Origin of the sequence: Sphaerisporangium sp. NPDC088356, from assembly GCF_040685555.1 — a bacterium.
Lineage (GTDB): Bacteria > Actinomycetota > Actinomycetes > Streptosporangiales > Streptosporangiaceae > Sphaerisporangium.
Window position 1 is genome coordinate 13,182 of the sequence record NZ_JBFBIK010000083.1, and the last position, 19,598, is coordinate 32,779.

A 19,598-nucleotide genomic window follows, 5' to 3' on the forward strand; every position below is an offset into this window, starting at 1 on the left:
GTGGGCCCGGTCGCCGCCTCCGGGGGCCGGGCCCCATAGACTGAGGCAACGTGACCGCCAAGCCGCGTATCCCCAATGTCCTCGCCGCCCGTTACGCCTCGCCGGAGCTGGCCCATGTGTGGTCGCCCGAGCACAAGGTGCTGGCCGAGCGGCAGCTGTGGCTGGCCGTGCTGAGAGCACAGGCCGAGCTGGGCGTCGAGGTGCCGCCCGGGGTCGTCGACGACTACGAGGCCGTGGCCGCGAAGGTCGACCTGGGCTCCATCGCCGAGCGCGAGCGCCTGACCCGCCACGACGTGAAGGCGCGCATCGAGGAGTTCAACGACCTGGCCGGGCACGAGCACGTGCACAAGGGCATGACCTCGCGCGACCTCACCGAGAACGTCGAGCAGCTGCAGATCCGCGACAGCCTCGTCCTGGTCAGAGACCGCTGCGTGGCGCTGCTCGCTCACCTGGCGGACCTCGCGGCCGGGCACGCCGATCTGGTGATGGCCGGCCGCTCGCACAACGTGGCCGCGCAGGCGACGACGCTCGGCAAGCGGTTCGCCACGGCGGCCGACGAGATGCTGGTTGCGTTCGCCCGGCTGGAGGAGCTCGTCGCGCGCTACCCGCTGCGCGGCGTCAAGGGCCCGGTGGGCACCGCGCAGGACATGCTCGACCTGCTCGGCGGCGACCAGGCCAAGCTGGCCGCCCTGGAGGAGCGGGTGGCGCGGCACCTGGGGTTCGCCACCGGCCTCACCAGCGTCGGGCAGGTGTACCCCCGGTCCCTGGACTACGAGGTGCTGACGACGCTGGTGCAGCTGGCGGCGGCGCCGTCCAGCCTGGCCAAGACGATCAGGCTGATGGCCGGGCACGAGCTGGTCACCGAGGGCTTCAAGGAGGGCCAGGTCGGCTCCAGCGCGATGCCGCACAAGATGAACACCCGGTCCTGCGAACGGGTCAACGGCCTGACGGTGGTGCTGCGCGGCTACGCCTCGATGGCGGGCGAGCTGGCCGGCGACCAGTGGAACGAGGGCGACGTGTCGTGCTCGGTGGTGCGCAGGGTGGCGCTTCCCGACGCGTTCTTCGCCTTCGACGGGCTGGTGGAGACCATGCTGACGGTGCTGTCGGAGTTCGGGGCGTTCCCCGCAGTGATCGCGGCCGAGCTCGACCGCTACCTGCCTTTCCTGGCCACGACCAAGATGCTCATGGCGGCGGTGCGTGCCGGAGTGGGCAGGGAGACCGCGCACGAGCTGATCAAGGAGCACGCGGTGTCGTCCGCGCTGGCGATGCGCGAGAGCGGCGCGCCGAACCTCCTGCTGGATCGCCTGGCGGCGGACGATCGTTTCCCGCTGGACCGTCCCGCCCTGGACGCGCTGCTGGCCGACCCGGCGCCGTTCACCGGTGCGGCGGCCGGGCAGGTGGCCGAGGTCGTGTCGCGGGTCGGCGCCGTGACCGCCCGCTACCCGGAGGCCGCCGCCTACCGTCCGGGCGCCATCCTGTGATCCGAGAGCTCAGCGAGGCCGGCGACGTCGTCTCGGCCTCCGGGGACGACTTCATGACGGTGTGGGCGGCGCAGGGGATGGGCCCCGGGGTGCGGGTGTTCGCGTCCGGCGAGGCGATCGCCGTCGTGAGCCCCGGGTTGTCGCGCCGGGATCGGATGCTCGTCACCGGGCCGCTCGATGACGCGGTCCCGCTTGTACGGCATGCCCTGGCCGAGTCGGGGCCCTCGTTCCGCCCGCTGGGGGAGGAGTCCCTGGTGCGCGGCCTGGCCGAGCGGGTCGGCGGGCTGCGGCTGGCGGGCGTGTTCGACTGGATGGACACCGGCGGCCCGCCGCCGGTCGACCCTGGCAAGGCGAGCTGGCTGGCCGAGGAGGAGTCGCCGGAGGTCGCCGCGCTGCTCGCCGACGCCAACCCCGGCTCCTACGCGGCGCCCGGCGTCCCGGGCGTACGGAGGTGGGCGGGCGTCCGTACGGACGCGGGGACCCTCGCCTCCGTGGGGGCGGACGCCTGGACGGCGCCGGGGGCGGGGTTCATCGCGGGGGTGGCGACGGCCGTACGGGAGCGCGGCAGGGGGCACGCCGAGTCGGTCTGCCGGTTCCTGCTCGGCACGCTGCTGGCCGAGCACGGCCGGGTGGCCCTGATCGTGGACTCCTGGAACCACACGGCCATCGGCGTCTACGAACGCCTCGGCATGCGCCGCCGAAGCGTCGCCGCCGCCCATGTCATCTGACCCCGAAGACCTGCCCGGCCCGCCCAACCTGCACGCCTTTACCAACGTTGCCGGTTCGGAGCGCCATGAGATCCCGACCGGCGGCTTGACCCGCCGGCGTTGCGAGCGCTAGGGGCAGCCACTCGTCCCCGCTACCGGCGGCCCTACCGGCCGGCTTGGCCCTCCTGCGTAAGCGTGCTGGAGGATCAGGTGATTCGTCGGAGGTCGGGGATGACTGGGGCGCTTGACGCGTCCTGGGCTGGTATCCGGGGTCACTGCCCGGGGCTCGGAAAACCAGGTGAAGCTCGGGGCTTCGCCATGCACAGTTATTGAGTGATGTCCGATTTCCTTCCTGGCTTCGTTCCCGGCCGAGAGTTGTCGCGTGCGTTCTACGCGGAGGTGGTCCAACCGCTCATCGGTGAGGTGCCCCATGGCGCCGCGCTGATCGGCCCCGGTTCGGAGGTGCTCGCCTTCGACACCGAACGGTCGACCGACCACGACTGGGGCCCACGGGTCCTGGTGTTCGTAGAGCCGTCTGTGGTGGCCGGGCTGTCGGCCCGGCTGGACGCCGGGCTGCCCGAGCGGTTCGGGGGATATCCGACGGCGTTCGGGTCCGACCGCAACCCGGTGCGGCACGGCGTCCTCGTCACCGGGTTCGGGTCGTGGGCGCGCGCACGGCTCGGCTTCGACCCGCGCGGCGAGATCACCACGGCCGACTGGCTGGGCGTGTCCTGGCAGCGCCTGGCGGAGGTGACCAGCGGCGAGGTCTTCCACGACGGGCTCGGCGAGCTGGGCGGCGCACGGGCGAACCTGCGCTGGTACCCCGGCGAGATCTGGCGTTACGTGCTGGCCTGCCAATGGCGGCGCGTCGCCCAGATCGAGAGCTTCCCCGGCCGCTGCGGTGAGGTGGGGGACGACCTCGGATCGGTGGTGGTCACCGCCCGCCTCATCGAGGACCTGATGCGGCTGTGCCTGCTCATGCGCCGTCGCTACCCGCCGTACGCCAAGTGGCTGGGCAGCGCGTTCGCCCGCATGTCCGGGTCGGCGGAGCTGGGGGAGATGTTCGCGTCTGCGCTGTCCGCGCGGGGGTGGCGTGAACGCGAGGAGCACCTGGCCCGCGCGTACGAGCGGGTCGCCGCGCTGCACAACCGGCTGGCGCTCACCGAGCCGCTGGACGGCTCCGTACGGCCGTACTTCGACCGGCCGTTCCGTGTGATCGGGGCGGGGCGGTTCGCCGACGCGCTGCTCGGGACGGTCGGCCCGTCGGTGCGGTCGCTGTCACCGGTGGGATCGGTCGACCAGTTCTGCGACAGCACCGACGTGCTCGGCGACTCCACCCGCTCCCTGGCCCTCACCCGGGCCGCCCACGCCCCGGCATGAGACCCCACCTACCTAACCAACCGCCCATCGGAGGTCAGCATTCGCGAAGGGTGATGTTGAGCCGGCCCGCGACCAGGCCCTCCGGCCCCGTACCCGGGAAGACCTTGGTCCGCCACCTCAGGGTCGTAGGCCTGCTCGGGGAACACCTCGGCGACCGCGCGCCGCCCGAGGCCGACCGGCCATCCGGGAAGCGGTTTGACGGCTCCAGGCCGGGAGGTGGTTCCCCGGGGGCTACCAGCGGTGGTGGACCTGGGGGCGGATCAGCTCGTCGTACACTCCGGCGACGGCGGCCCGGGTGGCGTCGTCCAGCGGGGGCAGGTCGGCGGCGGCTACGTTGCCCTTGGCCTGCCGCTCGTTGCGCGCGCCGGGGATCACGACGCTGACGCCGGGCTGGTCGATGATCCAGCGCAGCGCGAACTGGGCGGTCGTCATGTTTTCGGGCACCAGCGGCCTGAGCAGCTCCACGGCCTTCAGGCCGGTGGCGTAGTCGACCCCCGAGAACGTCTCGCCGACGTCGAAGGCCTCGCCGTGGCGGTTGAACGCCCGGTGGTCGTCGTCGGCGAACCGCGTGTGCTCGTCGTAGCGGCCGGACAGCAGCCCGCTGGCCAGCGGCACGCGCGCGATGATGCCGACCCCGGCCTCGATCGCTGAGGGAAGAACGCGCTCCAGCGGCTTGAGACGGAAGGCGTTGAGGATGATCTGCACGGTGGCGACGTTCGGCCGCGCGATCGCGGTCAGGGCCTCCTCGCAGGTCTCGACGCTGACCCCGTAGGCGGCGATCCTGCCCTCCTCCACCAGCGTGTCGAGGGCGTCGTACACGGCGGAGTCGGAGTACACGGCCGTCGGCGGGCAGTGCAGCTGCAGCAGGTCGATGGTGTCGACGCCGAGGTTCCGCCGCGACCGGTCGCTCCAGGCGCGGAAGTTGTCCAGGGTGTAGGCGGAGGGCTCCTGCGGCACGCGGCGGCCCATCTTGGTCGCCACGGTCAGGCCCGGCCGCTCCTTGAGCAACCGGCCGACGATCTGCTCGCTGCGGCCGTCGCCGTACACATCGGCCGTGTCGATGAACGTCACCCCGGCGTCGACGGCGGCGTTCAGCGTCGCCAGCGCCTCGTCCTCCCCGACCTCGCCCCAGTCGGCGCCCAGCTGCCACGCCCCGAGGCCGACGACCCCGACCTGCCTGCTCGTTCTACCCAGTTCACGGTTTTCCACAACCCCGATCGTAAGGGCCGCGCCGGGGAGGTCGTGCCTCCGGAGGGCAAGCCGGCTGGACTCTCCCACGGGGGAAGAGGACATGCTGAGCCCGTGAACGACGGCGTACCCGGTGACCTGGTGCCGATCGGCAGGTTCACGCGGCTGTGCAGGCTCAGCAGTTGCGGAACTACGCCGACCTCGGGCTGCTGACACCTGCCTTCGTGGACCCGGACACCGGCTACCGCTACTACCGGGCGGCGCAGGCTCGCGAGGCGGTGTCCATGCAGCTGGTCACCTTCACCGAGGGGGAGTGCGTGCAGGTGACCCACTACGGCTCCCTGGCGCTGATGGACGGCTTCATGGCGGAGCACGGCCGGGTGCACGCTGGACTTCACCTACGACCCGGGCAGGCTGGCCGGATAGTCGCGACCGGGGCGCCTAATTCGTTTGCGAGCGGCTTTCCGCGTGTGCGAGCCTCGGCGAGTCCGTACGCCGTCCGCATGCGGTCCGGTCCTTGTGCGGTCTCGCCCGTATCGCGGCCGGCTCGTGCGCGGTCCGGTTCGCGCGCGAACCAGGTCGTACGCGCGGGGGCACGGCGGCGGGTCATGCGGATGGTGAAACCTGTGAGCTCGGGGAGTGGCATGGCGGCGGCGAACGATCTCGGTACACCTGATCCACTGGTCGAGTCGCTGTCGCGGCACCGGCCCCTGACTCCGGCGGAAGCCGCCGACCTGGAGCGCACTCTTTCGCTCCCGGCGGCCGGCGATCCTTGGCACCGTTCGACGGCCCTGCACGTCACCGCGTCGGCGCTGATCGTCCACCCGCCGACGCGCAGGGTGCTGCTGCGCTGGCACGCGCGCCAGCAGGCATGGCTCCAGGTCGGCGGGCACGGAGACCCGGGCGAGAGCGATCCTCTGGCCGTCGCGCTCCGCGAGGGCAGGGAGGAGACCGGCCTGGAGGACCTCGCGCCCTGGCCCGGCGCGGAGATCGTTCACCTCGTCATCGTCCCGGTGCCCGCCGCCCCGCACGAGCCCTCTCACGAGCACGCCGACGTGCGGTTCGTCCTCACGACAGGTACGCCCGAGGCGATCCGGCCGGAGAACCCGGCGGCGGTTCTGCGATGGCTGTCCATCGACGAGGCGCGCGCCGTGAGCACTGAGGAGAACGTGCGCGAGACGCTGACCCGGGTGGGCCGCCTGCTCGGCTGACCCCGCCGCGCAGGCGTCGTCACGTCGTGCGGCGGGGGACCAGTTCAAGGCGTAGCGCAACCTCACCGGGCCGTCCCCCGCGCCTGGGCCGTCTCCTTTCGACGGGCGGTCACGCATGCGCTGACCTGGTCGTTCGTGACCCGGCGGCGATCGGCTGCGCGGTGAGAGGTTTCTTCGCGACAGATGGGTGACACCACACGTATGACCGCAGAGCACGCACCCTCCCCGACACGCTCCGCCGACTGGTGGCGCCACGCCGTCATCTACCAGGTCTACATCCGCAGTTTCGCCGACGGGAACGGCGATGGCGTGGGCGACATCGCCGGCATCAGGTCACGCCTGCCGTACCTGGCCGAGCTCGGCGTCGACGCGATGTGGATCACCCCGTGGTACGACTCTCCGATGGCCGACGGCGGGTACGACGTGGCCGACTTCCGCGCCATCGCCCGGTCGTTCGGCACGCTGGCCGAGGCCGAGGCCCTGATCGAGGAGGCTCACGACCATGGCCTGCGGGTGATCCTCGACATCGTCCCGAACCACACCTCCGACCGGCACCGGTGGTTCGCCGCCGCCCGCGACGCCGGGCCCGGGTCGCCCGAGCGGCGGCGCTATTGGTTCCGGCCCGGCAGGGGCGCGGACGGGGCCTCGCCGCCCAACGACTGGCGTTCGGTGTTCGGCGGCCCCGCCTGGACGCGGCTCACCGGCCCCGGAGGCGAGCCCGAGGAGTGGTACCTGCACCTGTTCGCTCCCGAGCAGCCCGACCTGAACTGGACGAGTGAGGAGGTGCGGGAGGAGTTCGAGTCGATCCTGCGCTTCTGGTTCGACCGGGGGGTCGACGGGTTCCGCATCGACGTCGCCCACGGGCTGGCCAAGGATCCGCGGCTGCCCGACCTCCAGTCGGACGGGGCGCCGCCGCGTACAGCGCCGCTGGTGAAGCCCATCGAGGACGAAGGCAGCGGCGCCCGCCGGGTCGCGGGCCACCCGCACTGGGACCGTGACGAGATCCACGAGGTGTACCGCGCGTGGCGCCGGGTCGCCGACTCCTACGCCGGGACGCCGGGAGGGGCGCGCATGTTCGTGGCCGAGGCCTGGCGCGTCAGGACCGGCGGGCTGATGAGATACCTGCGTCCCGACGAGCTGAACACCGCGTTCAACTTCGACTTCCTCAAGTGCCGGTGGGACGCGGGTGAGCTGCGCGACAGCATCGATGATCACCTCGCGGAGCTGGCCCAGGTGGACGCGCCCGCCACGTGGGTGCTGTCCAGCCACGATGTGACCCGTCACGTCACCCGGTACGGGGCGGACGGCGACTGGACGCGGCGGCGGCCCGGAGTGGACGACCGTCAGGTCGACCTGGGGCTCGGCACCCGGCGGGCCCGTGCGGCGGCCCTGCTCATGCTGGCGCTCCCCGGCGTCGCCTACCTCTACCAGGGGGAGGAGCTCGGATTGCCCGAGGTCGCCGACCTGCCGGAAGAGGCGCTCCAGGACCCCATCTGGGAGCGCTCCGGCAAGCGGATCCGCGGCAGGGACGGATGCCGCGTGCCGCTGCCGTGGTCGCCCGCGGGTCCCGCGCTGGGCTTCGGCGACGCGAGCCCGTGGCTACCGCAGCCGTCTGCGTGGCGGGATCTCAGCGCGGAGGTCCAGGCGGCGGACCCCGGCTCGACGCTGGCCCTGTACCGGAGGGCTCTCGGAATCCGGCGTACCCGGCTGCCCGCCGGGGGCGCGCCGTTCCGGTGGGCCGAGGCGCCCGAAGACGTGCTGGCGTTCGACCGGGGGGACGGGCTGCGCTGCCTCGTCAACCTCTCCGCCGTCCCCGTGGCCCTGCCGCCCGGAGGCGAGGTGCTGCTGGCCAGCGGGCCGCTGGAGGGTCGTTCGCTACCGCCGGACACCGCCGCCTGGCTTGTCAGTCTGGGTTGACACCAGCTCATATCGTGTCACTCAGCTCATGAGGTGATTGCGGCGCGGGCCTCCTGGGCCGTGGGGTAGGTGGCGAAGGCGCGGGCCAGCCCGGTGAGGCGGAAGATCCTCTCGATGCGCGGGTTGAGGCCGGCGAGCGCGACGCTCCCCTCGCGGGCGCTCATGGCTCGGCGCGCGCCGAGGAAGACGCTGATGCCGGTCGAGTCGCAGAAGACCAGGCCGGTGACGTCGATGACCAGATGGCGGCAGTGCTCGGCGTAGGCGTCCTCCAGAGCGCGTTGCAGATGGGGGGCGCTGCCGTGATCCAGCTCTCCGGTGAGCACCAGGGTGCGCACCTTGGAAGGGCTCGCGTCCGCGGCCCCGGTGTCGATGTGCACGGTGAAGTTCATAGGTGACCTATTCACGAGACGGTCGCCGATCCGGTGGAGGACGGCGGGCGTAGGACACTGCGCGCCGCGCCATCACAGCTCGGACCCGGCCCGAATCCCGGCAGCAGATGTTCCACGTCGGTGACGATATGCGAAGCGGGCATGCCTGCCCACTCATACACGATCTCGGACGGGTGACCCCACACGAAGACCGTGGTTCCGGGTGGACGGCGGGTGGGGTGCCGTACCGTCCGTCCCTGTGAGCGGTCCCCCGCGACGAGCCTGGAGGTTTCCAGCGGATCGCGGGCGCGACATCTCGGCTCCCACGCCGCGTGTTCGAGCCGTTTCACCGATGTGCTCCGAGTCACCGGCGGGGTCAGTCATGCGTGGGGACGTCGCCGAGCGCCTGCCGCAACAGCACCGCCGACCCCTGGGCGTCCCGGGTGATCTTGACCTCGTCGCACAGCTGCCGCATGAGCCACAGGCCCCGGCCGCGTAAGGTCGCCACGCCCGGATTGCCCGCGTCGGCATGTGCGGGGACCAGGTGCCCGAGGCAGTCGCGCACCTCTACCATGACGAACCGATCGTCGTGCCAGGCCTGGACGTCTCCCTCACCGTGGGCGTGGTCGAGCACGTTCGCGGCGGCCTCGTTCACTGCCAGCACCAGATCTTGCAGGCGGACACCGGACAGCCCGGCCTCTACGGCATAGCTCCGCACCAGCCCCCGCAACACACTCAGATCATCGGTGATCGGCCAGTACGCGGAAACACGCCCAGCGCCATCCACCGGCACCCTCCCACGCCGCTCGTACGTCCACCATGGCAAGATTCGCCACCGCGATGACCATAACGCCTGCGGGGCATTGCTCACGCCCTGGCCACCCCATCCATCCTCATCCATTGCCCGAGACGTCGCTTCCCCGACCCGGACACAGGCCTCCCTGCGAGGGTGCGCGGAGATCATTGAGGAGCATTTTCGCAGCGCGGGGCCACCGTCCGTAGGTTATCCACAACCCCGGACCGTTACGCCCCCGAGGCGGGGTGAATGGGAAAGACCGGGCCCGGACACAAGGCCCGGCTCGGACGGAAAACCGAGCCCGGATGGAAGGCACGGCTTGGACTTGGGAAGAAGACCGGGCTTGGGAAGAAGGGCGGGGAGACTCGTGCGGAGCGATGACTCCTTGTTCCCTTTCAGGTCGAGGTGCGGGTTTTGATCAAGGTTTCTATGCCGTCGAGGATGCGGGATAGGCCGAACTCGAAGGATTGGCCGGGGGCGTAGGCGGCGCCATAGGCCTCGCCGGCGGCGGTGCCCACGCGGGCGGACAGGGGGAAGCGCTCGGCGTCCATGACCTTGCCGAGGTAGGGGGCGTGGGCCCACCACCACTGCTCGTCGGTCATGCCGGTCCTCTGCTCGGCCTGCGCGGCCTCGATCGCCCCCCGCGCCGCGCCGTGGACGTAACCGGACACGAGGGTGACGACCGAGTCCATCTCCAGGTCGGTGAGGCCGATGCCGTCGACGGCGCCCAACTCGTACTCGTAGGCGGTGGTCGTGTTGGGGCCCAGTGGCGGGCGGCTGGTGGCGACGTGCAGCATCCACGGGTGCCGCTGGTAGAGCGCCCACTTCTCACGGGCGATGAGCTCGAGCCGGACGCGCCACCCGCCCTCGACGTCGGCCGGCCTGTCGGGCTCGCCGTACACGGAGTCGAGCATGAGGTCGAGCAGCTCGGCCTTGCCGGGCACGTAGGTGTACAGCGACATGGTGCCGACGCCGAGGTGCTCGGCCACGCGGCGCATCGAGAGGGCGGCGAGGCCATGCGTGTCGGCGACGTCGATCGCGGCGCGGACGATGCGGTCGACGCTGAGGTCGGGCCTGCCCTTCCTGCTCGACTTCTCCCGGGTGCGCCACAGCAGGGCGAGGCTTCGTGCGGGGTCTCCCGCGCCGGTGTACTCGGTCGTCATCGTGGGCCGATCCTATCCTCCGCCGCCCCGCCGCTTTCTGAGCCCGCTGCCGCCACCAGCCGAGGTTCGCTCCCCGCCCTCTACTGAGTCCGTCGCTACCGGCTCTTTGAGCCCGCTCCCGCCGACCTTCGTTAAGCCTCGGTCGTACGGTCTGCCGTATGCTGTACGGTACAACGTACGGAGTTAGGGGAGGGGAGGGCGAATGGGTTCCACGGGCCATGCGATCTTCGCTGAGGGGCTGCGTAAGAGGTACGGCGGCACCGAGGCGCTGAGCGGGTTCGACCTGGCCGTGCCGGAGGGTACGGTCTGCGGGCTGCTGGGCCCCAACGGTGCGGGCAAGTCGACTGCGCTTCGGGTTCTGACCACGCTGCTACGGCCCGACGGCGGCCGGGCCGAGGTCGCCGGATTCGACGTCGTACGGCAGGCGGCGCGGGCACGCCGGCGTTTCGGGCTGGTCGGACAGCATGCCGCCCTCGATGAACTGCTGAGCGGCAGGCAGAACCTGGTGATGTTCGGCCGCCTCTACCACCTCTCACCAACGCACGCCTGCCGCAGGGCCGATGAGCTGCTGGAGCGGTTCGGGCTTTCGGACACGGGGAGCAAGCCGGTCAAGCAGTACTCCGGCGGCATGCGCCGCAGGCTCGACCTGGCGGCCGGCCTGATCCTCTCCCCGCCGGTGCTGTTCCTGGACGAGCCGACCACGGGCCTGGATCCGCGGGGCCGCAACGAGGTCTGGGAGGCGGTCGGCTCGCTGGTGGCCGGGGGCACCACGGTGCTGCTGACCACGCAGTACCTGGAGGAGGCCGACCACCTGGCAGGGAAGATCTGCGTGATCGACTCAGGGCGCGTCATCGCCGAGGGAAGCCCCGGCGAGCTCAAGTCGGCGATCGGCGGCGACCGGATCGACGTCGTGCTGCACGCGACCGAGGAGCTTCCCGTAGCCGCGGCGATCATCGCGCGGGTGGCGGGCACGGAGGCGGAGTCCGACCGGGACACCCGCCGGATCAGCGCCCCGGTGCGCGACCGCGTGGCCGCCCTGACCGAGGTGGTACGGGCGCTGGACGACGCGGGGATCGCCCCCGAGGACATCGCGCTGCGCCGCCCCACGCTGGACGAGGTGTTCCTCCACCTCACCGGGCACCGCGCGAAGCGGCCCCAGCCCGCGCGGGAGGTGGCGGCATGACGACCACTACCCCGGAGATCCCCGCTCTGCCTCGGGCGCCCCTGAGCCGGCTGCGGTGGGCCGTCGTCGACGGCTGGACGATCACCCGTCGAGATCTGTCGCACTGGGCCCGCCGGCCGTCCCAGATCCTCGTCGGGCTCCTGTTCCCCGTCATCGTCGTCCTGATGTTCGGCTACCTGTTCGGCGGCGGGATGGTGATCCCCGGCGGCGGGGACTACCGGGAGTTCCTCATGCCTGGAATGTTCGCCATGACCATGGTCTTCGGCATCGAGACGACGTTCACCTCGGTCAGCACCGACGTGGCCAGGGGTATCACCGATCGGTTCCGCTCGATGCCGATGGCCCCCTCGGCCGTGGTCGTCGGGCGCAGCGTCGCCGACATGCTCAACTCCGTCCTGGGTCTGGCCGTCATGATCGCCTGCGGGCTCGCGGTCGGCTGGCGCTGGCACGACGGCCCCGGGTCCGCGCTGGCGGCGGTCGGGCTGCTGTTGCTGCTTCGGTTCGCCCTGCAGCAGCTGGACGTCGTGGGACCCGGCGTCCGCGGCGACGAACCGGAGCAGCCGGGCGCCCTCCTCGGCCACCGCCGCGGCGTCCTGTCCGGACAGGGGACCGTAGGGGCGGATGGTGAGCACGGCCGCGCCGCGCCGACCGGTGATCTTCCAGTCGCCCCTGGTGAAGCCGTCGACGAGCAGGAGCTGGGGTACCGAACCGTGTGGGTCGTACGCCTGCCGGTGGTAGTCGTCGGTGACCACGCGGCCGCGGTCGGCATGGGACAGCAGCAGGTTGTCGAAGTCGTAGAGGAACCTTGGCGGCGCCGGAATGTCGGGGCCGGGGCGGGAGGCCTCAGGCAGGTCGAAGAGCTCCCGCCCCTCGTCGTCGCGGAAGGTGAGGAGCTCGGGCCGGAGCGCCTCGACCACCTCGCGCAGCCGGGTCAGCCCGGACCACGTCTGGATGTCCATCACCGTCGCGGGCCCGAAAGCGGCCAGATAGCGCAGGACCATGCGTCGCGGCGACGGCCCGGTGGTGGCGCCGCCGCCTAGCGATGCATCGGTGGCGGTGGCGGTGGCGTCCAGCGACGGCTCGGCGGTGGCGCCGAACGTCGGTTCGGAGGGGATGCCGGTGCCGAGCCATGATTCGGCGGTGGTGTGGGCGATGGGGCCGCTGCGTCCCCACACGCCACGGGGCGGCACCTGCACCAGTGGCACCCAGGCGCGCATGGCCTGGGCGAGCGAGCCCGGGTCGCGGCCTGGCCACCGCTCGGCGAGCAGCCTACCGAGCGCCCCGAACGTCAGCGGGCGCCCCTCGACCAGCGTCCGGCCCGCCGCGACCAGTTCCTCCCGGTCGATTCCGACCAGATGCCTGCCGAAGTTGGCGTTCAGCCCGCGTTCTATGACCGGCTGGACGATCGGCCGGAGCTCCAGGCAGTCGGCGGCGCTCACCAGGTGGATCGTCGAGCGCATGAGCGGGATGCGTACCAGGCTGCGGCCGGTGAGCAGGTCGGCGGCGTGCTCGGGGCGGAACCCGGCGAGGCGGTTCCACAGGCCGACGTACCAGGTGTGGGGTGTCTGGGCCTGCAGGCCGACCAGGTGCTCGACGGCCTCGGTCACCGGCATGGCCGAGCGGCTGAGCAGCATCTGCCGCTCCAGCGTCGCGCGGTTGAGCGCCCGCCGGCTGAGCACCGGGGCGGGGGAGGAGGTCGTCACGGGGCGGCGGCGCCGGGTCTGGGTGTCTGCCATGTCCTCGACACTAGATACCCATTAGGACGGGGAGCTTCCTAATGGGCTGGCAGGATGTGCTGCATGCTGGAAACCTCGGCGCGGCTGCTCCGCCTGCTGTCCCTGCTGCAGACCCCCCGCGACTGGACCGGGTCCGAGCTGTCCGAACGGCTCGGCGTGAGCACCCGCACGGTGCGCAACGACGTCGAGCGGCTGCGCGGCCTCGGCTACCCGGTGAACGCGAACCGCGGCTCGGTGGGCGGCTACCGGCTCGGCGCGGGGTCGTCGCTCCCGCCGCTGCTGCTCGACGACGAGGAGGCCGTCGCGGTCACCGTGGGGCTGCGCACCGCGGCGGGCGGCGCGATCGCGGGGATCGAGGAGACCTCGTTGCGCGCCCTGGCCAAGCTGGAGCAGGTGCTGCCGTCGCGGCTGCGCCGCCGGGTCAACGCCCTGCAGGCCTACACGGTGAGGGTCCCGGCCGACCGCACCGGCCCCACGGTGGACCCTGCCGTGCTCACCCTGCTCACGGCGGCCTGCCGCGACCACGAGCGGCTGCGCTTCGACTATCGCGACCACAACGGCACGGCCACCCTGCGCGTGGTCGAACCCCACCGCGTGGTCAACTGGGGACGCCGCTGGTACCTCGTCGCCTGGGACACCGGCCGCGACGACTGGCGGTCGTTCCGCGTCGACCGGATGGAACCGCGCACGCCCACCGGTCCCCGCTTCGCCCCGCGCGGGCTGCCCGACGGCGATGTCGCGGCGTACGTGTCGCGGCGCGTCTCGGCGGCGGCGTGGCGGCACCGGGCCAGGGTCCTCGTGCACGCGCCGGCCCAGGAGGTCGCGGCGCGGATCAACCCCGCCGTCGGCACGGTGGAAGCGGTCGACGAGCACACGTGCGTGCTGGACACCGGGGCCGACACCGTCGAGACGCTCGCCGTCCACCTCGGGCTGCTCGGCTGCGACTTCACCGTCACCGATCCGCCCGAACTAGTCGCCCACCTGCGCGAACTCTCGGCACGATACGCCCGCGCCACCGGCTGAACCGTGTCCGCCGTACCCCCGGGCGGTTCGCGGGCGACTTCATGGTCACTGCACGGCCGGGGCGGTTCGCGGGCGAGTTCGTGGTCACAGCACGGCCGGGGCGGTTCGCGGGGGTCTCGCCTCCGTCACGCCTGGCCGCCGCGCCGGGCGACGAGGACGCCGAGGCCATCCAGGACGCGCTGGAGGCCGAACTCGTAGGCGTGGCCGGGGCTGTAGGCGGCGTTGTGGGCCGCGCCTGCCGCCGCTCCGACCCGGGTGGCCGTGGGATATCTCGCCGGGTCGAACGCGCGGGCGAGCAGCGGCGCGCTCGCGGCCCACCACTGCTCGTCGGTCATCGCGCCGGCGCGCTGGGAGGCGTGCGCGTCGGCCGCCGAGCGGGCGGACGCGTGGACGAACCCGAGCAGGTAGGTCAGGGCGTCGTCCATCTCGACGTCGTCGAGGCCGAGCCCCTCGAACGCCCTGAGCTCGTGCTCGTACTTGGCGAGCAGCCCCGGCCCAAGCGGCGGGCGGCTGGTGGAGACGGCGAGGACCCAGGGATGCCGCTCGACCAGCGCGCGGTTGTCGTGCGCCACCGCTTCCAGCCGCTCCCGCCACGGCCGGCCCGACAGGTCGGGGCGTGGCATCCGGCCGAAGACCGCGTCGAGCATGAGATCGAGCAGCTCGGCCTTGCCGGGGACGTAGGTGTAGAGCGACATGGCGCCCACGCCGAGCGCCTGGGCGACCCGTCGCATCGTCAGGGCATCCAGGCCCTCGGTGTCAGCGAGGGTGATGGCGGCGGTGACGATCTCGTCCACGGTGAGGCCCTGGCGCGGCCCTCGGTGCGACGGCCGGGCTCCGGGCTCCATCCAGAGCAGTTCGAGGGTGCGCACGGGGTCCCCCGCGCCACTGCGGTCGGTCGTGGGTGGCACGGAAGACATCCTTTCATCCCCCCGATTCCGCCTCACCGTACGGAAGGCCGTCGCGTGTACGGGTGACCGGAAAAGCGGTTGCCCGCGCCGGTGGGATGCCGGTAGAACTTGCCGCTGTACCCCCGCCGGTCGCGGCGGGGCGGCGAGACGAGAGGAGGTATGAGCCGTGAACCCCACTATCACCGCGCTCATGTCCTCCCGGGGTGCGCTTCACAGCTGAACCCCCGGGGCGGACGGGCGCGTCTTCGCAGGAGAGTGCCTTGACCGCAGTACAGCATGACCTGACCATGCGTCCGATCACCGGACGCGAAGAGCTCGACCTTTTCTGCCGGCTGCCCTACGGGTTCAACGGCGAGTTCGCAGGCGACCTCGAATCCGGCCGCCGGCATCCCCACTGGATGTGGGTGGCGCTGCGCGGCGACCGCCTGGTCGCCCGGGTGGCGTGGTGGAGCAGGCCCGGCGACGCGACGCCGTTCCTGCTCGACGTCTTCGACCTCGCCGACTGCCCCGAGGACACCGATCGGGTGGACATCGGCGTCCGGCTGCTCAAGACCGCGATGGCCGAGGTCGTCCCGGAGGGCACCCGCCCGCCCGAGTACGGCCGCTACGTCCCACCGGACTGGCGCGACGACGCGGCGGCCAGGCGAGCCATCGAGGACCGCGTCGCGGCGGTCGAGCAAGTCGGCGCCCGGCTGTTCGTGGAGCGGCTGCGCCTCGAATGGCGGCCGGGAACGCCCATCCCGGCTCCCAGCGGGCGGCTGGCGTTCCGCCCGGTGCGCGACCGCGACGACCTCGTGGCGCTGATGGCCCAGGTCCTGGAGGGGACACTGGACGCCCACAGCCGCGACGACCTCACCAGGATGTCGGCCGGGCAGGCGGCGGCCGAGCAGTACGAAGCGGAGTTCGAGCGCTACACGAGCCCCCGGGACTGGTGGCAGGTCGCCACGCTGCCCGGCGGCGAGCCCGTGGGGTTCGTCATCCCCGCGCACAACTCCTACAACCCGATCATCGCCTACATCGGAGTCGTGCCGGCCCACCGGGGGAACGGCTACATCGACGAGATCCTCGCCGAGGGCACACGTATCCTCGCGGCCCAGGACGTCCCCAGGATCCGCGCCTCGACCGACACGGGCAACATCCCGATGGCCAAGGCGTTCGAGCGCGGCGGATACGTCAACTTCGAGCGTGAGCTCAATTACACCTGGCCCTGACAGGGCACGCCGGGTGGGGCGGCCCCTGCCGCCCCACCGGCAGCACGGCGCGACCCCCGCGAACGACGACGTGGCTCCGGCCGGCCTGCCGGTGTGGTCAGCTTTCGTGGCGGGGGATGCTGGAGACCTCGTGGTCGGCGTGGAAGAGCGCTTCGGCGATCAGGCGGCGGACATGGGCGTCGCGGGCGCGGTACAGGACGCGGCGGCCGTGTCTGCGGGCGTCGACCAGCCCGGCCAGGCGCAGCTTGGCCAGGTGCTGCGACACCGAGGGCCGCGCCACGCCGATGGCCTCGGCCAGCGACGAGACGTCGTACTCACCCGAGGCGAGCAGCCACATCAGGCGTAGTCGCGTCCCGTCGCTGAGCATGCGAAAGGCCTCGACGGCCAGTTCCACCTGGGCGGAAGTGGGTTGCTCCTGCAACGGATGCGCACCTGATTCGTTGTCGCGTGCGTACATGACTACATATACTCCCCGCAAGCGCCAACGTCCGCAAGCGAGGCAGCCATGTCCGACCAGCAGCGGTCCGAATCGTCCTCCCCCGATGAGCTTCACAGGCACCACCCCGAACCCGGCCATGAGCAGGGCCCTGGTCAGGGGCATCACCACGGCCACGGTCACGGCCATGGTCACCGGGATGACCACGGTCACGGGCATGGTGAGCCGGGCCGGCGGGGGAGGATCGGTGGGCTGGTCGCGCGCGCGACGCATGTCCTCACCCCGCACAGCCACGACACCGCCGGTAAGACGGACACGGCGCTGGAGTCCAGCAGTCGGGGCATGCGGGTGCTCGGCCTGTCCTTCGTGGTGCTGGTCGCCACCGCCGTCGCCCAGGCGGTGGTCGTGACCTTCTCGGGGTCGGTGGCCCTGCTGGGCGACACGCTGCACAACTTCGCCGACGCCCTCACCGCCATCCCGCTGGCGATCGCCTTCTGGGTCGGGCGGCGCGCGGCGACCCGCCGATTCACCTACGGGTACGGCAAGGCGGAGGATCTGGCGGGGCTGCTCATCGTGGGCATCATCACCGCCTCAGCGGCCCTCGCCGGATACCAGGCGGTCGAGCGGCTGATCACTCCGAAGGACGTCCACGCGCTGGGCTGGGTCGCCGCCGCGGGGTTGATCGGGTTCGCGGGCAACGAGTGGGTGGCCCGCTACCGGATCAAAGTCGGCCGCGAGATCGGCTCGGCCGCTCTGGTGGCCGACGGCCTGCACGCCCGTACCGACGGGTTCACCTCCCTGGCCGTGCTCCTCGGAGCCGGTGGGGCGGCGCTCGGGTTCCCCATCGCCGACCCGATCGTCGGCCTGCTGATCACGGTGGCGATCTGCCTGGTGCTGCGGGACGCGGCCAGGGAGATCTACCACCGACTGATGGACGCGGTCGACCCCGCGCTGCTTGACCAGGCCGAGCGGGTCCTCGCCGCCACGCCCGGGGTCCGGCGGGTGGGCTCGGTGCGGATGCGCTGGGTCGGCCATGTCCTGCGTGCCGAGGTCGAGATCGCGGTCGACCACCGCCTGTCCCTCATCCAGGCGCACGCGGTCGCCGTGGAGGCCGAGCACCGGCTGATCCACCAGGTGTCCCGCCTGCGCGCGGCCACCGTGCACGCCGATCCCGACGGCCCGCGCGACGCCGACCACCACGCCTCCCTGAGCGACCACCGCGAACCCAGCACGGCATGACGCTCCGATAACCTCGGGTACCTGGACCGCTTGGCGAAGAAGTTGACGAACCCGGCCTGAAGGTGGCGCAGGGCCTGCTGCGACGGAGCCGACGACACCTCGGCCAAAGGCCCGGATCGTCGGTGCGCTTTCACTCGGTCAGCGCCGCCGACGACTCCCCATAGGAGACCTTGCGGCCCGCCAGGGTGTAGGCGCGGGTCCGCTCGTCCAGGGCCTTGTTGCAGACCAGGCGGACGCAGCCGAACGTCCGGGCAAGCTCCTCGGCCTGTCCGGGGGTCTAGAAGCGGTACCTGAACGCCCGCCTCACGACCTGCACCACGCCTCACGCAGTACAGAAACACGGGCAAGAATCGCGCGAGTGTTCGAGAAGACCCGTGTGGCACCGTGCCGCGTTCCTCCGACGCGCGAGACCGCCGCGAGGATCTCCTCGTCGCTGATCGTCCGTGGGCGTGGCATCGAGCAGCAGGGTGGCAACGTGAATGAGCGGACCGTTACTTTCACGCCGTCCACGCGCTGGCCGCGCCGTCTGGGCGCCCTCGATCAAGACATGGGCACGGGAGGGCAAAACCTCTATTTCCTACGTATTGAGTGGGTATGATGCACGCTGATGTCAGCCTGTGCGGAGGAGATCGGATGGCCCTACCGGATTTCCTGGTGATCGGAGCGCCCAAGACAGGGACGACGGCCCTGCACTCGGCGCTCGCACGACACCCCTCCTTGTTCATGTCCGCGGTCAAGGAGCCCAAGTTCTTCCTCAGCGACGGGCCGCCACCCGCACGGGGCGGCCCAGGCGACGCGCTGACCTTCAAGGAGCACGTATGGCGCCGGGCGGAGTACGAGGCGCTGTTCGACAACGCTCCCCCAGGGGCGCTGAAGGGGGAGTCCACGCCGTTCTACCTGTACGACCGTGACGCCCAGCGCCGCATCCGCACGCTGCTCCCGCACGCCAAGCTGATCGTCATCCTGCGTGACCCGGTGGAGCGCGCGCACTCGAACTGGACGCACCTGTGGTCGGCAGGGCTCGAACCCGTCGGCGACGTCGTCCGCGCCTGTGCCGAGGAGGCACGCCGCGTCGCCGCGGGGTGGTCGGCCTTCTGGCACTACGTCGGCCTCGGCCGGTACGGCGAGCAGCTGGAACACCTTTTCGGGCTGTTCCCCCGGGAGAGCGTCCTGCTGTTCCGCTATCGCGATCTGGTCGACGAGCCGGTGGCCACGCTCGATCGCATCTGCGGCTTCCTCGGCGTGGAAGAAGGACTGATCACCGAGGTGCCTCGCGAGAACGTCACGGCGCATCCCGATCCGACGCTGCGCCACCAGACGCTGTCACGCGTGCTCCGGGTGGGCGCGACCGTGGGACACCACCTGCCGGGCTCCCTGGCCGCACGCCTGACCGAACCCCTGGAGAAGGCGCTCCAGGACAGGGGCCGCCCGCGCCGCCCGCTGAGCCGGGAGGAGCGTCAGGCCCTCATTCCGCGGTTCGAGGACGACGTCGCGCTGCTGGAGCGGGTGACGGGAGAGGTGTTCGGCGACTGGCTCGGCCCCCGTGACAAGTCGGGCGGGCTGATGGGGGACAGGCCCGCCGGCCAGCGCCAGGCGCGGAACGGCCGCCCGCGCCTCCGCTAGAGCGGCCCCGCACCCCCGGGCAGGCGCG

17 protein-coding genes and 3 pseudogenes are annotated in these 19,598 nt (G+C 71.8%); 12 read left to right on the forward strand and 8 right to left on the reverse strand.

The genetic code is table 11. The annotated features are described in order from the left end of the window. Positions 1 to 50: 50 nt before the first annotated feature. From purB to AB0O34_RS25810, 3 genes are all read left to right on the forward strand, one after another. Positions 51 to 1,481 (forward strand): adenylosuccinate lyase, encoded by a 1,431-nt coding sequence (purB, locus tag AB0O34_RS25800; RefSeq protein ID WP_363919494.1) that lies wholly within the window; start codon positions 51 to 53, stop codon positions 1,479 to 1,481. Further along, entirely contained in the window at positions 1,478 to 2,209 is a 732-nt protein-coding gene (locus AB0O34_RS25805; RefSeq protein WP_363919496.1) for a GNAT family N-acetyltransferase, read from the forward strand. Before purB ends, AB0O34_RS25805 begins: the two co-directional genes overlap by 4 nt. 315 nt (positions 2,210 to 2,524) lie before the next feature. Then, positions 2,525 to 3,568, forward strand: a complete 1,044-nt coding sequence (locus tag AB0O34_RS25810; protein WP_363919498.1) for a DUF4037 domain-containing protein — start codon at positions 2,525 to 2,527, stop codon at positions 3,566 to 3,568. Between the two features lie 231 nt (positions 3,569 to 3,799). Here the strand turns inward: AB0O34_RS25810 and AB0O34_RS25815 are convergent, their stop codons facing one another. Further along, positions 3,800 to 4,777 (reverse strand): aldo/keto reductase, encoded by a 978-nt coding sequence (locus AB0O34_RS25815; RefSeq protein ID WP_363919499.1) that lies wholly within the window; start codon positions 4,775 to 4,777, stop codon positions 3,800 to 3,802. Between the two features lie 146 nt (positions 4,778 to 4,923). Between AB0O34_RS25815 and AB0O34_RS25820 the strand changes: the two genes are divergently transcribed. Beyond that, positions 4,924 to 5,967 (forward strand): NUDIX domain-containing protein, encoded by a 1,044-nt coding sequence (locus tag AB0O34_RS25820; protein ID WP_363919500.1) that lies wholly within the window; start codon positions 4,924 to 4,926, stop codon positions 5,965 to 5,967. A 201-nt stretch (positions 5,968 to 6,168) separates the two neighbouring features. Beyond that, the gene (locus AB0O34_RS25825; protein ID WP_363919501.1) at positions 6,169 to 7,884 is read left to right on the forward strand and encodes a glycoside hydrolase family 13 protein; all 1,716 of its coding nucleotides are present in this window, start codon (positions 6,169 to 6,171) and stop codon (positions 7,882 to 7,884) included. Between the two features lie 26 nt (positions 7,885 to 7,910). Here the strand turns inward: AB0O34_RS25825 and AB0O34_RS25830 are convergent, their stop codons facing one another. The 3 genes from AB0O34_RS25830 to AB0O34_RS25840 all read right to left on the reverse strand — a co-directional run bounded on the left by AB0O34_RS25830 (position 7,911) and on the right by AB0O34_RS25840 (position 10,211). Then, positions 7,911 to 8,273: an STAS domain-containing protein gene (locus AB0O34_RS25830; RefSeq protein ID WP_363919503.1), complete on the reverse strand. Its 363-nt coding sequence runs from the start codon at positions 8,271 to 8,273 to the stop codon at positions 7,911 to 7,913. A 355-nt stretch (positions 8,274 to 8,628) separates the two neighbouring features. Then, a complete protein-coding gene (locus AB0O34_RS25835; protein WP_363919505.1) occupies positions 8,629 to 8,985 on the reverse strand; it encodes an ATP-binding protein in 357 nt (118 codons plus the stop codon). A gap of 458 nt (positions 8,986 to 9,443) precedes the next feature. After that, the gene (locus AB0O34_RS25840) at positions 9,444 to 10,211 is read right to left on the reverse strand and encodes a TetR/AcrR family transcriptional regulator (protein ID WP_363919507.1); all 768 of its coding nucleotides are present in this window, start codon (positions 10,209 to 10,211) and stop codon (positions 9,444 to 9,446) included. A gap of 202 nt (positions 10,212 to 10,413) precedes the next feature. Here AB0O34_RS25840 and AB0O34_RS25845 point away from each other — a divergent pair, with 202 nt between their 5' ends. Further along, the gene (locus AB0O34_RS25845; RefSeq protein ID WP_363919509.1) at positions 10,414 to 11,394 is read left to right on the forward strand and encodes an ATP-binding cassette domain-containing protein; all 981 of its coding nucleotides are present in this window, start codon (positions 10,414 to 10,416) and stop codon (positions 11,392 to 11,394) included. Beyond that, positions 11,391 to 11,942, forward strand: a pseudogene (locus AB0O34_RS25850) (ABC transporter permease); the annotation flags it as partial. The gene AB0O34_RS25845 and the pseudogene AB0O34_RS25850, both read left to right, overlap by 4 nt. Before the next feature lie 60 nt (positions 11,943 to 12,002). Here AB0O34_RS25850 and AB0O34_RS25855 read toward each other — a convergent pair. Next, positions 12,003 to 13,130, reverse strand: a pseudogene (locus tag AB0O34_RS25855) (winged helix DNA-binding domain-containing protein); the annotation flags it as partial. Between the two features lie 63 nt (positions 13,131 to 13,193). Here AB0O34_RS25855 and AB0O34_RS25860 point away from each other — a divergent pair. Continuing rightward, a complete protein-coding gene (locus AB0O34_RS25860) occupies positions 13,194 to 14,153 on the forward strand; it encodes a YafY family protein (RefSeq protein ID WP_363919511.1) in 960 nt (319 codons plus the stop codon). 125 nt (positions 14,154 to 14,278) lie between these two features. On the opposite strand, the gene AB0O34_RS25865 is transcribed toward AB0O34_RS25860, so the two are convergent. Continuing rightward, positions 14,279 to 15,061 (reverse strand): TetR/AcrR family transcriptional regulator, encoded by a 783-nt coding sequence (locus AB0O34_RS25865; protein ID WP_363919513.1) that lies wholly within the window; start codon positions 15,059 to 15,061, stop codon positions 14,279 to 14,281. Between the two features lie 260 nt (positions 15,062 to 15,321). On the opposite strand from AB0O34_RS25865, the gene AB0O34_RS25870 reads away from it, so the two are divergent. After that, positions 15,322 to 16,272, forward strand: coding sequence for a GNAT family N-acetyltransferase (locus tag AB0O34_RS25870; protein ID WP_363919515.1), 951 nt, complete (start codon positions 15,322 to 15,324; stop codon positions 16,270 to 16,272). A gap of 97 nt (positions 16,273 to 16,369) precedes the next feature. Here AB0O34_RS25870 and AB0O34_RS25875 read toward each other — a convergent pair whose 3' ends face one another. Then, positions 16,370 to 16,981 carry a metalloregulator ArsR/SmtB family transcription factor gene (locus tag AB0O34_RS25875; RefSeq protein WP_363919517.1) on the reverse strand — a complete coding sequence of 204 codons (612 nt, stop codon included), beginning with the start codon at positions 16,979 to 16,981 and terminating at the stop codon, positions 16,370 to 16,372. A gap of 69 nt (positions 16,982 to 17,050) precedes the next feature. On the opposite strand from AB0O34_RS25875, the gene AB0O34_RS25880 reads away from it, so the two are divergent. Next, the gene (locus AB0O34_RS25880) at positions 17,051 to 17,947 is read left to right on the forward strand and encodes a cation diffusion facilitator family transporter (protein WP_363919519.1); all 897 of its coding nucleotides are present in this window, start codon (positions 17,051 to 17,053) and stop codon (positions 17,945 to 17,947) included. Between the two features lie 130 nt (positions 17,948 to 18,077). Here the strand turns inward: AB0O34_RS25880 and AB0O34_RS25885 are convergent. After that, positions 18,078 to 18,182: pseudogene (locus AB0O34_RS25885) on the reverse strand (hypothetical protein); the annotation flags it as partial. Between the two features lie 123 nt (positions 18,183 to 18,305). On the opposite strand from AB0O34_RS25885, the gene AB0O34_RS25890 reads away from it, so the two are divergent. Further along, entirely contained in the window at positions 18,306 to 18,545 is a 240-nt protein-coding gene (locus AB0O34_RS25890) for a hypothetical protein (RefSeq protein ID WP_363919521.1), read from the forward strand. A 35-nt stretch (positions 18,546 to 18,580) separates the two neighbouring features. After that, positions 18,581 to 19,570 carry a sulfotransferase gene (locus tag AB0O34_RS25895; protein ID WP_363919523.1) on the forward strand — a complete coding sequence of 330 codons (990 nt, stop codon included), beginning with the start codon at positions 18,581 to 18,583 and terminating at the stop codon, positions 19,568 to 19,570. Positions 19,571 to 19,598 lie beyond the last annotated feature (28 nt).

What these genes read in the sequence shown, in the direction of transcription:
- AB0O34_RS25810 (WP_363919498.1), top strand. Translation starts at nt 2,525, where the DNA reads ATGTCCGATTTCCTTCCTGGCTTCGTTCCCGGCCGAGAGTTGTCGCGT.
- AB0O34_RS25825 (WP_363919501.1), top strand. Translation starts at nt 6,169, where the DNA reads ATGACCGCAGAGCACGCACCCTCCCCGACACGCTCCGCCGACTGGTGG.
- AB0O34_RS25830 (WP_363919503.1), bottom strand. Translation starts at nt 8,273, where the DNA reads ATGAACTTCACCGTGCACATCGACACCGGGGCCGCGGACGCGAGCCCT.
- AB0O34_RS25840 (WP_363919507.1), bottom strand. Translation starts at nt 10,211, where the DNA reads ATGACGACCGAGTACACCGGCGCGGGAGACCCCGCACGAAGCCTCGCC.
- AB0O34_RS25845 (WP_363919509.1), top strand. Translation starts at nt 10,414, where the DNA reads ATGGGTTCCACGGGCCATGCGATCTTCGCTGAGGGGCTGCGTAAGAGG.
- AB0O34_RS25860 (WP_363919511.1), top strand. Translation starts at nt 13,194, where the DNA reads ATGCTGGAAACCTCGGCGCGGCTGCTCCGCCTGCTGTCCCTGCTGCAG.
- AB0O34_RS25875 (WP_363919517.1), bottom strand. Translation starts at nt 16,981, where the DNA reads ATGCGTCGCGCGCGCGACCAGCCCACCGATCCTCCCCCGCCGGCCCGG.
- AB0O34_RS25880 (WP_363919519.1), top strand. Translation starts at nt 17,051, where the DNA reads ATGCGGGTGCTCGGCCTGTCCTTCGTGGTGCTGGTCGCCACCGCCGTC.
- AB0O34_RS25895 (WP_363919523.1), top strand. Translation starts at nt 18,581, where the DNA reads ATGGCCCTACCGGATTTCCTGGTGATCGGAGCGCCCAAGACAGGGACG.